Raw genomic sequence first — 13942 nt, 5'->3', positions numbered from 1 at the left:
GTCGCACCCCACAAGACTGGGCTAGGTTGCAGTCAAAACAAAGAGGCCAAGCAGATGGATCGCAGACAATTCCTTATGGCGGCCAGCGCCGCAACGCTGGCGAGCCCGGCTTTTGCCGATGCGCGCGGGTTTGGAACATGGATCGCAAATTTTCGCGCCCGCGCAAATGCACAAGGCATTTCAAACCGCACGTTTGATGCTGCGTTTCAAGGGGCGCAATATCTTCAAGACAGTATCGACCGGGACCGCAATCAAGCTGAGTTCGTAAAGCCGTTAGCCGACTACATGAGCACGGCCGTGTCAGATGCGCGGGTCAGTAACGGGCGTGACATGTTGCGCCAGCACGGGCGGCTTTTGTCGCGGATCGAGGCGACCTATGCGGTCGAACCGCACGTTGTGTTGGCGGTTTGGGGCATGGAAAGCAACTATGGCCAGCGGCGCGGCAGCACACCGTTGATCTCGACCCTCGCAACATTGGCCTATGACGGCCGCCGCGGGCGGTTCTTTGAAGGGCAGCTGATTGCCGCACTCAAGATTTTGCAAAACGGCGACGTTGCCCCGCAAAACATGACCAGCTCATGGGCTGGGGCGATGGGGCACACGCAGTTTATCCCCACATCCTACGAAGCCTATGCTGTCGATTTCACAGGCGACGGACGCCGCGATATCTGGGCCGATGACCCAAGCGACGCGCTCGCCTCTACCGCTGCTTATTTCCGGCGGTTTGGCTGGCAGCAGGGCCAACCTTGGGGCGTCGAAGTGCTGCTTCCACGTGGGTTTGACTATAGCCAGACCGGGCGCACTGTGACCCGCAGCCCGGCGGCTTGGGCGCAGCTTGGTGTGGGCGATGTCAACGGGCGCGCGGTTGCGAACTATGGCGATGCATCGCTGATCACGCCGACTGGCGCGGGCGGCCCCGCCTTTATGGTGTTCCGCAATTTCGATGTGATTTCGCGCTACAATAATGCCGAGGCCTATATCATCGGGGTTGGCCATCTGGGTGACCGTATCCGCGGTGGCGATCGGCTGCGCGCGCAATGGCCCGCAGGTGAACGGCGATTGCGGCGCGCGGAGCGGGTCGAACTGCAACAACGTCTGACCGATGCGGGCTATTCAACGGGTGGGGTCGACGGTCAAATTGGTCCGAATTCACGCCGTGCAATCCGGGCGTATCAGGCGTCACAAGGGTTGCCACAAGATGGGCATCCTTCGCTTTCCTTGTTAGAGCGGCTACGTTAACAGCCGCCCTGCATGCAAGCGGTCAGTTGATCCAACACCGCTTGCGTAGGTTCTGGGAATATCCATTCCCGACATGGGGATGCGACCATTGTCACGGGCGTCGGGTCTGCACGTACAAAGTAAAGCGCGTCAATTCCGCTTTGCGCCGTACCGCAATAGTTGGCCATGCAGTCAATCTGCAAGGTCACCGGGCTGATGTAGTCCGACGTAAAGCCAGCTTGCGTCAACCCCTTACCACGAAACTGCGCGGCAATTGGTGCGGGCAGCCCGGCCCCCATTGCGCGCAATCCCTCAGGCAATTCAGCCTCATCAAATGTCAGCTCCCCATACAGCACATAGTAATCTTCGGGCGCGGCTGCGATTTCCGAAAATGTCCGCAATGGATCAGGCGCAACACAGCGGAGCGCCTGCGCCTGTTCGGCAGCGCAGGCAAGCACAGCGGTCAGCCAAATCGGGTGCATCATACTGGGCATATCGTTTACAATTTCCCTTTGAATGCATCTAAGACCCGCGCATAGACGGCCCGTTTGAACGGCACGATTGCGTCAACCAATTCAGCCGGCGGTATCCATTTCCATTCCGAAAACTCCGGCTGTTTGGTGACGATATTCACCTGATCATCGGTCCCGTGATAACGCAATAAATACCATTTTTGTTCTTGGCCACGAAACCGGCCCTTCCAGATCTTAGGGACAAGATCATGTGGCAGATCATAGGGGATCAGTCCCGGGCATTCCCCATCAAGGCTGACCAAATTTGGCGTCACACCGGTTTCTTCTTCCAATTCGCGCAGCGCGGCATCATAGGTATTTTCGCCCGGATCAACACCACCTTGCGGCATTTGCCAAGCGTCCGTGTCGCGATCAATACGCTGACCTACAAAAATATGGCCGCGCGTATTGGCAAGCATAATACCGACGCATGGGCGATAAGGAAGTGCCGCAATCTCTTCTGGTGTCATCTTTGTCTAATCTTTCGGTTGTCTCAGTTCCGTGTCGCACCAAACATGGCCCAAGGTCCACCCGCTATGCGATAACAAGCCGTGACCCACGCGTGATCCGCCCCGCGATCCACCGCAGATGATCGCGCCGAAACGCAACGCAGCCCGCCGTCGGCCGCCCCGGTCCGCGCCATTGATGAATAAAAATCGCAGAGCCTTTGCCCGCAGTGGCATCTGGGTAGTTCCAATCGGTAATGAATACCAAATCATACATCGGATCCGCCCGCCGCAAGCGTTCATGGCTGAATCCATGCGGCGCGCGCACCATGTGATTATAGGCGGGATCAGACACATCATCGGACCAAAGATCATGCGGCCCAATCGCTCGCGCCCAATTGCTAGGTCGGACCATGCGATCGGCCCGGTACAACATATCGACAATCTTATGGGTGCCGCGTGGTGTCGCACCGTCGCCTTCGACCTTATCAACGGTCAGCCCGCCTCGGCCGATGGTCCGCGCGAAACGGCGGTTCAGAAATCTGATATGGGTGCCGGTCAAAACAAGGTCAGTGGGTTTCATGGGGCTTAGATAGCAATCCCACCCTTAGGCAGCAACTACCGGCCACGAAACCTGAAACAACGATAAAAAAATCGACATATCCAGTCTCATTTCGACGGAACCGGATTTATTGCACGTATAAGAGGGAACGCCGCTATTTCATACTCACGCAGAAGAAGACCCACCGCACATGAGCTTGGCAACCGAAGTCCTAAGGATCCTTACCACCGAAGAGCTGGCATCTTTGGAAAACGCCCGTATTTGTCCAGAAACGCTGTCACGATCATGCCCGCAAACGCAGCGATTGATCCAGCTGCGCCTCGTCGAAATGAATTTCAACACGCTGACGCTGAGCTGTCTGGGCCATGAGATCCACAACCTGACCCGCAACTGTCAAAATATAGACGTCACTGACTGATCTTATAAAAGATGGCCTGATTTTGCGGCCTTCGTTGCCAGATAGTCATGATTGTGTAGGTTTTCTCCGACTTTCAGCGGCACCCGTTCAACAACTGTAATCCCGCAGCTTTCCATCCGGGCGACCTTGGCGGGATTGTTTGTCAGCAATCGGGTCTCACTGAATCCCATCCGTTTCAAAATCTCTGCACCAATCCGAAAATCGCGCTCGTCGTCTTCAAAACCCAAGCGGTGATTAGCCTCTACAGTATCAAACCCCTGATCTTGGAGCGAATAGGCCCGCATTTTATTGGCAAGGCCGATCCCGCGCCCTTCTTGGTTCAAATAAAGCAAGACACCCGCGCCCTCCGCCCCCATTTGCGCCAGCGCACCGCGCAACTGGGGGCCGCAATCGCATTTCAGCGAACCAAGCAGATCACCGGTAAAACAGGCAGAATGCAGGCGCGACAAAACGGGTTTGCTGCGATCAGGTTTGCCGATTTCAACGGCGTAATGTTCTTCGGCCCCATCGTCAGGCCTAAAAATATGAAGACGGCCAGCCTCTGATACGGATAGCGGCAGGCGCGCGCTGATGATCGGGTCTAGCGGGCTAAGAGCATCATCAATCGCTGCGTCCGCAGGGACCAAGGTCAGGTTATGGGTTTGCGCAAACGTCACAGGATCCGGAATCGGCAGTACAATCGCAGCAGGCATCAGGCGTGCGGCCTTGGTCAGCGCGATTGCCGCGCGGTGCAAATCTGCGTCGCCTTCGCGTTGGGTCTGCATGGGCCCCTTCATTGGCGCGCGCAGATCATCGGCAGGGTCCGCAATCGACTGGACCCATGCAAGCGACGCATCACCGGGCAGCAAAATACGGGCCACATCGCCGTCATAGGCGCGCGCCTTTAATGTCTGCGCCCGCCAGCTTGTCACCGCCAGCACCGGATCGCCACCCAACGCGCGCAACGCCGCGAGCCGCGCCCCCGTTAGCGTTTCCGCCGCCAGAATAACCGCACCACCATCCAGCACAATTGGCACGCCCATGCGCAAATCTGCACGGGCCCGCGCCAGTCGTTCTGTAATATCTGGTGAAAAATCCATACGTCGCATCCCGTTTTATCCCCCAACAGATACCCGGTTTTGAAGCAAAGTGAAACATTTGCACGTTTAATCACACGACCGTGTGAAAGTTTGACGGAAAACCTTGTCTCATACGTATCAAAGGCACATTTCTAGTGGGTAACGAAGGAGCATGTCATGGGACAACTCAAGAAAATATTGCTGGTCGACGATGATGACGACCTGCGCGAAGCATTGGGTGAGCAGTTGCTCATGACCGAGGATTTCGACGTATTCGAGGCCGACGACGGCGCCAGCGCGATGGTGAAAGCCAAAGAAGGGCTGTACGATCTGATGATCCTTGATGTCGGCCTGCCCGATACGGATGGTCGCGAATTGTGCCGTGTGATGCGCAAACAAGGCGTGAAATGCCCGATTCTCATGTTGACCGCGCAAGACAGCGACGCCGACACAATTCTGGGTCTTGATGCTGGCGCCAACGATTATGTCAGCAAGCCGTTCAAGTTCCCTGTGTTGCTCGCACGGATCCGCAGCCAGCTACGCGCGCATGAACAGTCTGAAGATGCCGTGTTCCAGCTGGGGCACTACACTTTCAAGCCTGCCCAAAAAATGCTGATAACAGAAGAAGATAAGAAGGTTCGACTCACGGAAAAAGAGACGAATATTTTGAAATACCTTTATCGTTCAACCGACGGTGTTGTCGCCCGCGACGTGCTGCTGCACGAGGTTTGGGGCTATAATGCGGGTGTGACCACACACACATTAGAGACACATATTTACCGTCTTCGCCAAAAAATAGAACCAGATCCGTCCAATGCGCGCCTTCTTGTGACCGAATCTGGTGGTTATAGATTAGTTGCGTAAGACCAAGCCCCGGTAGCATGGCTCCTCCCCCAGCACGCTACCGGGCCCAAGAATACCGCCGGTGATCGGTTCATATCACCACCTCCCTGTTGGACTTGCCCGGGCTTTATGCCCGGGTTTTTTTAGGCGATCGCGAACAAATTGCGCCCTGAAGCACGATTGGCATTCCCCTATGAGACTACATCCACCCTTGACTAATTTCGTCGAAATTATCGGATAGTAAATACCTTACAACCCACCAATCGCCCGACGTATCAATCGCATCCCACGCTAGAAATAGAACCCTACCATCGGCCGCATAGAACAGTACAATCTCAGAAACTAATCGCTCCGAAACCCTCGTAGAAACAATCGTTTGACAACTTTCAAATCCAGATGAAAATGCTTGGTTCATTACTGTCAATGCATCACCGTCAGTTGCGGCATCGGTTAATCTTGCATCTACATACTCGAAAAACTCCGCATATTGCCCCGAGGCAAATTCAGTTTTAACGTGTTCGAGCTGAGTGATAGCGCCACCCAAAGGATCACAATGGGTTTGCGCAAACGCGGGCAAACACCACGAAATCAACATGAGAACTGCCAAGCCCAGTCTAGGGCGAGGTACCGCGCCAAAAATACTCATTATAATTCGTTTCAACGTGCTTTTCCCTCAATTCCGAAATAAAATCGTGCGACCTGTTGTGGTTTCGTACTTCAGATAATTTTTGCCGTTTCCATCACACTAACGCCTGATCCCAATCTGCAATCAGATCGCCATCTCCCTGTTGGACTTGCCCGGGCTTTATGCCCGGGTTTTTTTTGAGGGCCCTCTGAAAGGTATGACCCAACTCTAACGTCGCGCCCAACAACAGAACATTTTACACGCCAACATCATCGACAATGAATAAACGTTTAACGATGGGAGTTTCGAGGTTAGCACGCACCCGGGGATTTTTGGATAGGATATATGCGCTTGTAATACATATCGGCGCCCCGATCCGAAAAAACAGGACAAAGACAAATGAAAGAAATCCCAAGTTAAGCATGAATATCTTAGCCTCTTCGTTGTTCCACAGGGCCGCTATACCGAAGCAAACCAATGGAATTGCGATTGCCAAAACGCAATTGATCAAGATTTTCTTTGTAGTCAAACCTCATCCCCCCAATTCAATACCGTGTATGCTCTTCAATGTGTTCTTAGTTATAGGTAGCTATCACCCCAACGCCTGATCCCAGTCCGCAATCAAATCGCCGATGTCTTCGATCCCAACGGATACACGGATCAGGTTTTCTGGAATGCCTGTGTGTGGCTCAATCGTGTGGCGGTGCTCAACTAGGCTTTCGACGCCGCCGAGCGACGTGGCGCGCAGGAACAGTTCCAGTTTCCCCACAACCCGCAGCGCGTCTTGCTTGTCGCCTTTGACCAAAACGGACAGTAGCCCGCCAAAACCGCCCGTCATTTGCCGTTTCGCGATATCGTGGCCGGGGTGGTGTGGCAGGCCGGGGTAGAACACATCCGCGACTTGCGGATGATCAAATAGATGTTTGGCTAAGCTTTGGGCGTTCTGCGTCATCCGTTCAATCCGCAGCGGCAATGTGCGCATTGCGCGGGTCAGCAGCCATGCTTCAAACGGGCCCAGAATAGCACCTGCCCCTTTGCGATCCGCGCTGATATCTTCCCATATGGCGGCGTCAGGTTTACCCGTCGACAATACCCCCGCCAGCACATCCGAATGCCCGTTGATCCCTTTGGTTGCCGAATGCATCACGATGTCCGCTCCATGCGCAAGCGGCTGCATCAAGATCGGCGTTGCGGCGGTGGCATCGACGACCAAGGTGGCTTTAGTCGCATCAGCAAGCGCTCGGATATCCACGGATTTCAGCCAAGGGTTTGATGGCGTTTCAATGAACACCAAGGCGGGATCATGAGTGGCGCAGGCCGTTGCTAACTCCGGCACGTCCACTTCGATCAACGTAATCTCGCGCCTTGTGCAAAAATCACGAATCCATGCAGTCGTGCCCCAGTAGATGCCGGCTTGCAGAATGGCGGTCGCGCCATTGGGCAAGGTCCGAAACACCGCCGCAATCGCAGCCATACCGGATGGGAATAGTAACGTATCAGCCGCCCCTTCAAGCTGCTGCAACACGCGTTCCGCCTGACGCAGATTGTCGGAATTGTCGCGTGCATAGATGTTATCAGCGCGCAGCAAGTTGTAATTCTCATCACGCATAAAGGTCGTCGAAGGCTGCAATGCAGGGACAACGCCGCCCGATTGCGGGTCAAGCGCCCCTGCAGCATGGGCGGCGATAGAGGCGGGTTTTAGATCATTTTTCATGCGTTTATCTGGCGCAGAATTCACGGCAGATGCAAGGTCTTACGCCAAAATTAACAGGTCATATCGGGCGCAACAGGCTGTGGGCGGTTGAACAAAACACGCAGGTTCCGTTTCACCACATTCTGCCAAACCAATGCGGGCAGGCTTTTAAAGAAATCAACAGCTGCGCCTTTGCCGGCTTTGCGTAAGGTCTGCACCGCGATCTTTGGCGTGGCGGGTCGAAAATAGTTCTTGGTCGTTGCGGGTCGCCCGGCGATCAATGCATCCAGCGCAGATTTCGTGACTTTCGGATTGTTCCATGCGGCGCGAAACACCACACAGCCGTTGCGGTTGATGATAAAGACCGCGTTTGGCATGCCACCAAAGGCGCGATGCCCAGACCCGTCAAAATCATCGACCAAGATTTCACGTGTCTCGCCATCAACCTCGGCTAAACGCTGTGCGCAGGCTTGCTTTTGCTCAAAACCATCGTGATTAGGGATGTCGATACCCGGATGGGCCTCGCGGACATAAAGCACGGCGCTGGCAACATTTGGGTAAATCGCATCCATTGCGGCCATCGCCTTGCGGCGGGTTTGGAACAACGGACAGGTAATGCTGCCCAGTTCCAGCACCAAGAAATCACCGTCAAATTCCAAAAGCCGTCGTTTAACCCCGCTTAAAGTCGTCACTTCGATGTCAGGAGCCTTCGCACCAACGGCCGGGCCACTTGCGGTCGTAAAGTCATAATCAGCGGATGAGAACGCACTATAATTGTAGTCAGCCATCTTGAGCCCTCCAAGTTTCTAAAGGGATCATACGCGAAGTTTCTCTTTTTCGTATAACTTTTCGAAGGGCAGGTTTTCGCAATGCTCGCCTACTGGTCGGGATCGTCCGGGGCGCTTTGGTGTTTGTTAAAGATGGGGCTCACTGTTTCCACCCAACTTTCCTTTAGGAGGCGCGACCACTCTTGCAGTGGATAAATATAGATCAAGAACGGGTTCGTATCCGCCAACCCGCTGCTAAGAGCGCCCATTTGTTCGCGACATGGCCCGGGATTATAGTAGGTCCCAAAGATCCGATCCCACAAAGGCATGATATTTCCAAGGTTCTTGCCGTATGCAACAGGCGCATCCGCGTGGTGCCAGCGATGAAAAATCGGCGAAGCGATGAGATATTTAAATGGGCCGTGATCAATTTCTAGGTCCATATGCACATAGATGCCGTGCACGAGGTAGAACGCTGCAATAATTGGGATCGCTTCGGGCATTTGTAGCCATGTCAGCAAGATCACATAGGACATCGTCATAAGTACCGATTCGATCGCATGTACGCGCAGCCCAGTGAATGCATTCACATGGGTGTCAGTATGATGCGCCGCATGTGTCGGCCAGCCCCATCGCGTGTGCATCGCGCGGTGGCTCCAATAATCGGCAAAATCGCGTGGGATAATGCCAACAATGCACAGCAACCAAAGCGGCCACCCATCCCAAAACGCGGGATCCAACGTCGGGATATGTAACGTATCATATGCCACCTGCAAGAAAGCGTTGATATCGTTAATGAAATAGATAGCCGCGCCAATATTCATGACGGATATCGCAATCGACGCCAGCATATTTTTGGTGGCGATTGCACTTAGCTCAGAGCGCTTGCGAAACACGATGACAAGAACATACTTCGCAGCGAGTGCCGCAAGCAGCTGAATGCCAAACGTAAGCTCAAAAGGTTTATCAAACCATTCCACGTGATTGTGTCTCGTCTTTGTATACAGCGGCCTAGAGTCCCAAGCCTTGTCCAATTAACCGCGTCAATCTAGCAAAATTATGGCAGTCGACCACTGTCTAGCTTCACGAAAACTGATCGCGCGCATAGCCTTGCAGGTATAGCAGTGCTGTCAGGTCGCCGTGATTAACCCGCACGTCGCATTCTTTCTGCACCGATGGTTTGGCGTGTAGCGCAACGCCAGTGCCCGCGCGGCCTAACATGCCTAGATCATTGGCCCCATCGCCAACAGCCAGCACGTCTTCCTCGAAAATACCCAATTTGGCGGTGATTTCTTCAAGTGCGGTGACCTTGGCCGCCTTCCCCAAAATTGGCAGCCCAGGCGCGCCCGTCAATTGACCATCCGCAACCAACAGCGTGTTCGCCCGGTTTTCATCAAAGCCCAATTCAGTAGCGATTCGCGCGGTAAAGGCCGTGAACCCGCCCGACACCAACGCGGCGTACGCACCATTCGCCTTCATTGTGCTCAAAAGCGCGCGCCCTCCAGGCATCAGTGTGATGCGGTCTTCAAGGACTTTATCGATCACGGATTCAGATAGCCCCTTTAGCAGCCCGACCCGTTCGGTCAGGGCTTCGTTAAAGTCCAATTCACCGTTCATCGCGCGCGCTGTGATGTCAGCAACGCGCGGCCCAACGCCCGCTTCTGCTGCCAATTCATCGATGCATTCCTGTTCGATCATGGTGCTATCCATATCCGCCAGCAGCATCTTTTTACAACGATTTTCAGTAGGTTGCACGATCAAGTCGACACCTGCGACTTGCAGGTCATTCCAAACGTCCCACTGATTATCGGGTCGTTGCGGGATCGCAAATTCCGCGGCTTCATCGATCGCCAGCCAAACTGCATCACCGCCACCCCACGCGTTACGCAGGTTCTCGACCAGCGCCATTTCAAGGTTCCGATTTGTTGGGCTCGTCAAAAGTGTGACTGTGAACATGGTGTTTCCTATCCGCCTCAAAGGGTGTCGCAAAAAGCGCCTTAAGCGGCGGTCTAGCGTCATTTTGGCTGTTGTGAAACCCAAAGTCAGGCTCTATGTCCGGCGGTGGGACACCCTTCCCCAACGAAGGGCAGATATCTGTGAGGATACCAGCAATGGTTATGACCAAACCGGCTACGCGGCCGGCAAACGCGCGTTTTTCTTCTGGCCCTTGTGCCAAACCCCCCGTCTGGAATTTGGATGCTTTGCGTGACGCCCCACTGGGTCGGTCACACCGCGCATCTGTGGGCAAGGCCAAATTGGCCGAAGCGATTGAGCTGACCCGCGACATCCTAGGCATCCCCGCTGACTACCGCATTGGCATTGTGCCTGCGTCGGACACTGGTGCCTTTGAGATGGCAATGTGGTCCCTACTGGGTGAACGCCCCGCCGAAATGGTCGCATGGGAATCATTTGGGGCGGGTTGGGTCACTGATGTGGTCAAACAGTTGAAAATCGACGCCACCGTTCATACAGCCGAATACGGTGAGATCGTCGATATGGCCGCGCTGAACTATGATAACGATGTTTGCTTTACTTGGAACGGCACCACATCCGGCGTGCGCGTGGCCAATGGCGATGTGATCCCCGGTGACCGGGCTGGTCTGACGCTTTGCGATGCGACTTCTGCTGCATTTGCCCAAGACCTGCCTTGGGACAAATTGGATGTGACAACCTTCTCGTGGCAGAAAGTCATGGGCGGCGAAGCAGCTCATGGCATGTTGATCCTATCCCCGCGCGCAGTTGAGCGTCTCGAAAACTACACACCTGCATGGCCTTTGCCGAAAATCTTCCGCCTGACCAAAGGCGGCAAGCTGATCGACGGCATCTTCCGTGGCGAAACCATCAACACGCCGTCGATGCTCGCCGTTGAAGATTACCTTGTCGCACTGAAATGGGGCCGGTCTATCGGTGGGCTGGATGCGCTGATCCACCGGGCCGATGCAAACGCACGCGCGATCTGGAATTTCTGTGCAGAGAACGATTGGATCGACAATCTGGCCGTTGATCCAGCGACCCGGTCGAACACATCGGTTTGCTTGAAATTCACGGATGACCGTATCAAAGACGGTGCCGCCTTCGCCAAAGCCGTTGCAAAACGTCTTGAGGCCGAAAACGTCGCGCTCGACATCGGTGCCTATCGTGACGCCCCTGCTGGTCTGCGGATCTGGTGTGGTGCCACAGTTGAGACATCGGACATAGAAGCCATGTTGCCTTGGTTGGCATGGGCATTTGCGACCGAAATAGACGCGCAGTAATTTCTCAAAATTTTTGGCGGTGGCGATCAAGTTTTAAGAAATTTGATCTGCCGCGCCATCTGACAAAGGATAGCTAACCATGGCACCTAAAGTACTTATCTCTGACAAACTTTCCGAAGCCGCTGTACAGATTTTTAAGGATCGCGGCATTGATGTTGATTTCCAGTCTGATCTTGGCAAAGACAAGGACAAGCTGCTTGAAGTCATCGGTCAATATGATGGCCTTGCGATCCGTTCGGCCACCAAAGCGACCGAAAAAATCATCGCCGCAGCGACCAACCTGAAGGTCATTGGCCGCGCAGGTATCGGTGTTGATAACGTCGACCGCGAAGCTGCTTCCCGCAAGGGTATCATCGTGATGAACACGCCATTCGGCAACATGATCACAACCGCCGAACATGCGATTGCAATGATGTTCGCCGTTGCCCGCCAAATCCCCGAAGCAAGCGCATCCACACATGCTGGCAAATGGGAAAAATCCAAGTTCATGGGTGTTGAGCTGACCGGAAAAACGCTTGGCGTGATTGGTGCCGGGAACATTGGTTCCATCGTCTGTGACCGTGCGCGTGGCCTGAAGATGAAAGTCATCGCAATGGACCCATTCTTGTCCGAAGAACGCGCTACTGAAATTGGCGTTGAAAAGGTTGAGCTTGATGATTTGCTGGCCCGTGCTGATTTCATCACCATGCACGTGCCACTAACTGCCGACACGAAAAACATCCTGAGCGCGGAAAACCTTGCGAAGACCAAGAAAGGCGTGCGTATCATCAACTGTGCTCGCGGCGGTCTGGTCGATGAGGCCGCACTGGCTGAACTGCTGAAATCTGGCCATGTCGCTGGTGCAGCCTTTGACGTGTTCGCCGAAGAACCAGCCAAAGAAAACCCTTTGTTCAACCTACCCAATGTTGTGGTCACCCCTCACCTTGGTGCTGCGACTTCCGAAGCCCAAGAGAACGTAGCCCTGCAAGTGGCCGAACAGATGTCAGATTACTTGCTGACAGGTGCCGTGCAGAACGCATTGAACATGCCGTCGGTCACCGCTGAAGAAGCCAAGATCATGGGCCCTTGGATTAAGCTGTCAGGCCACCTTGGCAACTATATCGGTCAAATGACGGACGAGCCGATCAAAGCCGTAAACATCTTGTTCGACGGTGAAGCCAGCGAAATGAACCTGAAGGCACTGACCGCCGCCACGATTGCAGGCATCATGAAAACGGCCAACCCTGACGTAAACATGGTCTCTGCACCAGTGATCGCCAAAGAGCGCGGCGTAAAAATTTCGACCACCAAACAAGATCAATCCGGTGCGTTCGAAGGTTACGTCAAGATCACAATCGTCACCGAAACGCGCGAACGTTCGATCGCTGGGACCGTGTTTAGTGATGGCAAGCCGCGCTTTATCCAGATCAAAGGCATCAACATCGACGCCGAAGTCGGCGAACACATGCTTTACACCACCAATGACGATGTCCCCGGCATCATCGGGACATTGGGTACTCTGCTTGGCAAAAACGATGTCAACATCGCGAACTTTACGCTCGGCCGTGCATCGGAAAAAGGGGAGGCCATCGCCCTGCTTTATATCGATGCACCCATGCCGCAGCAGGCGATTGACGACCTCAAGGGCACCGGATTGTTCAAACAGGTCAAACCGCTTAGTTTCGACGTATAAGCAAAACGAGGCGCATGGGAGACCATGCGCCTATTTACTTTCATCCGAGGAAATCTCATGGCCCCTATCTATGCAATTGGCGATATCCACGGGCAAAAAGAGATGCTAGACAATGCGCTGTCAGTGATTGCGGCGGACGGTGGCGAAGACGCGGAAATCATCTTTTTGGGCGACTATGTTGATCGCGGCCCTGACAGCCGGGGCGTGATTGACACGTTGATGGCAGGTCAAGCGGCAGGCAAACCATGGACCTGTTTGCTCGGCAACCATGATCGGTTTTTCGCGCGCTTCATCCGCGAAGGCCGTCAGCATGACCCGCGTGTGAAGTCTGGGTTGAACTGGCTCAATCCCCGGCTTGGCGGCGCGCAGACGCTCGCGTCCTATGGCGTGACTGGAGAGATGCATTTCGCGGAACAAAAATTCGGCGAAATCGAAGAATTGCAGCATTTCGAATCTGGCGCTGGCTGGGTCGCGCCCGCCGCCTTGATCGCCGCAGCCCAAGCTGCCGTTCCAGGAGACCATATCGCCTTCATCGAAGGTCTGCCGCTTTGGCATGAGACCGAAAACCTGCTTTGCGTGCACGCCGGGTTGCGTCCGCATATTTCACTGGAACATCAAGACCCCGAAGACCTTATCTGGATTCGGGACGGGTTTCTTGAGACCGATCATAACTTTGGTCAGCTGGTCGTGCACGGGCACACAGCGCTCGATCACCCCGAACACTTTGGCAATCGCGTCGATCTAGACGGCGGCGCAGGCTACGGCCGCCCACTTGTCCCCGCCGTGTTCGAAGGCCGCAAGTGCTGGACACTCACCGACAAAGGCCGCGTTCCGCTGCTGCAATGACCCGTAGTATCATGCAACGCGCGCTAAG

At 54.5% G+C, this 13942-nt stretch carries 15 protein-coding genes; 6 read left to right on the top strand and 9 right to left on the bottom strand.

Features of this window, described 5'->3' with window-relative positions:
* Positions 1-54: 54 nt before the first annotated feature.
* Positions 55-1239: a lytic murein transglycosylase gene (locus Yoon_RS13045; RefSeq protein ID WP_238112714.1), complete on the top strand. Its 1185-nt coding sequence runs from the start codon at positions 55-57 to the stop codon at positions 1237-1239.
* On the opposite strand, the gene Yoon_RS13040 is transcribed toward Yoon_RS13045, so the two are convergent.
* The 3 genes from Yoon_RS13040 to Yoon_RS13030 all read right to left on the bottom strand — a co-directional run bounded on the left by Yoon_RS13040 (position 1236) and on the right by Yoon_RS13030 (position 2759).
* On the bottom strand, positions 1236-1712 hold the full coding sequence (locus Yoon_RS13040) for a hypothetical protein (protein ID WP_238112713.1): 477 nt from the start codon (positions 1710-1712) through the stop codon (positions 1236-1238). The genes Yoon_RS13045 and Yoon_RS13040 overlap by 4 nt on opposite strands.
* A 5-nt stretch (positions 1713-1717) precedes the next feature.
* The gene (locus tag Yoon_RS13035; protein WP_238112712.1) at positions 1718-2200 is read right to left on the bottom strand and encodes an RNA pyrophosphohydrolase; all 483 of its coding nucleotides are present in this window, start codon (positions 2198-2200) and stop codon (positions 1718-1720) included.
* A gap of 64 nt (positions 2201-2264) precedes the next feature.
* Positions 2265-2759, bottom strand: a complete 495-nt coding sequence (locus Yoon_RS13030) for a L,D-transpeptidase (protein ID WP_238112711.1) — start codon at positions 2757-2759, stop codon at positions 2265-2267.
* Positions 2760-2928: 169 nt separating this feature from the next.
* On the opposite strand from Yoon_RS13030, the gene Yoon_RS13025 reads away from it, so the two are divergent.
* Complete coding sequence (locus Yoon_RS13025; RefSeq protein WP_113777967.1) at positions 2929-3156, top strand: hypothetical protein; 228 nt, start codon at positions 2929-2931, stop codon at positions 3154-3156.
* A 2-nt stretch (positions 3157-3158) separates the two neighbouring features.
* On the opposite strand, the gene ribA is transcribed toward Yoon_RS13025, so the two are convergent.
* Positions 3159-4235, bottom strand: a complete 1077-nt coding sequence (ribA, locus tag Yoon_RS13020) for a GTP cyclohydrolase II (protein ID WP_238112709.1) — start codon at positions 4233-4235, stop codon at positions 3159-3161.
* A 156-nt stretch (positions 4236-4391) separates the two neighbouring features.
* Between ribA and Yoon_RS13015 the strand changes: the two genes are divergently transcribed.
* On the top strand, positions 4392-5078 hold the full coding sequence (locus Yoon_RS13015; RefSeq protein WP_238112708.1) for a response regulator transcription factor: 687 nt from the start codon (positions 4392-4394) through the stop codon (positions 5076-5078).
* Positions 5079-5256: 178 nt separating this feature from the next.
* On the opposite strand, the gene Yoon_RS13010 is transcribed toward Yoon_RS13015, so the two are convergent.
* The 5 genes from Yoon_RS13010 to serB form a co-directional block, all read right to left on the bottom strand.
* Complete coding sequence (locus Yoon_RS13010) at positions 5257-5703, bottom strand: hypothetical protein (protein WP_238112707.1); 447 nt, start codon at positions 5701-5703, stop codon at positions 5257-5259.
* Positions 5704-6274: 571 nt separating this feature from the next.
* Positions 6275-7396 (bottom strand): PLP-dependent aspartate aminotransferase family protein, encoded by a 1122-nt coding sequence (locus tag Yoon_RS13005; protein WP_238112706.1) that lies wholly within the window; start codon positions 7394-7396, stop codon positions 6275-6277.
* A 50-nt stretch (positions 7397-7446) separates the two neighbouring features.
* Positions 7447-8163 carry a deiodinase-like protein gene (locus Yoon_RS13000; RefSeq protein ID WP_238112705.1) on the bottom strand — a complete coding sequence of 239 codons (717 nt, stop codon included), beginning with the start codon at positions 8161-8163 and terminating at the stop codon, positions 7447-7449.
* 89 nt (positions 8164-8252) lie between these two features.
* Positions 8253-9122, bottom strand: a complete 870-nt coding sequence (locus tag Yoon_RS12995) for a sterol desaturase family protein (RefSeq protein ID WP_238112704.1) — start codon at positions 9120-9122, stop codon at positions 8253-8255.
* A gap of 103 nt (positions 9123-9225) precedes the next feature.
* A complete protein-coding gene (gene serB, locus Yoon_RS12990; RefSeq protein ID WP_238112703.1) occupies positions 9226-10098 on the bottom strand; it encodes a phosphoserine phosphatase SerB in 873 nt (290 codons plus the stop codon).
* Between the two features lie 155 nt (positions 10099-10253).
* Between serB and Yoon_RS12985 the strand changes: the two genes are divergently transcribed.
* The 3 genes from Yoon_RS12985 (at position 10254) to Yoon_RS12975 (ending at position 13914) form a co-directional block, all read left to right on the top strand.
* Positions 10254-11396 carry a phosphoserine transaminase gene (locus Yoon_RS12985; protein ID WP_238112702.1) on the top strand — a complete coding sequence of 381 codons (1143 nt, stop codon included), beginning with the start codon at positions 10254-10256 and terminating at the stop codon, positions 11394-11396.
* A gap of 79 nt (positions 11397-11475) precedes the next feature.
* Positions 11476-13068, top strand: a complete 1593-nt coding sequence (serA, locus tag Yoon_RS12980; RefSeq protein WP_238112701.1) for a phosphoglycerate dehydrogenase — start codon at positions 11476-11478, stop codon at positions 13066-13068.
* 57 nt (positions 13069-13125) lie between these two features.
* A complete protein-coding gene (locus Yoon_RS12975) occupies positions 13126-13914 on the top strand; it encodes a metallophosphoesterase family protein (protein WP_238112700.1) in 789 nt (262 codons plus the stop codon).
* The last annotated feature ends 28 nt before the right edge of the window (positions 13915-13942 follow it).

The organism is Yoonia sp. I 8.24 (assembly GCF_022096995.1).
Classification (GTDB): domain Bacteria; phylum Pseudomonadota; class Alphaproteobacteria; order Rhodobacterales; family Rhodobacteraceae; genus Yoonia.
The sequence above is the reverse complement of the archived record's forward strand: the minus strand, read 5'-3'. Positions and strand labels throughout refer to the sequence as shown.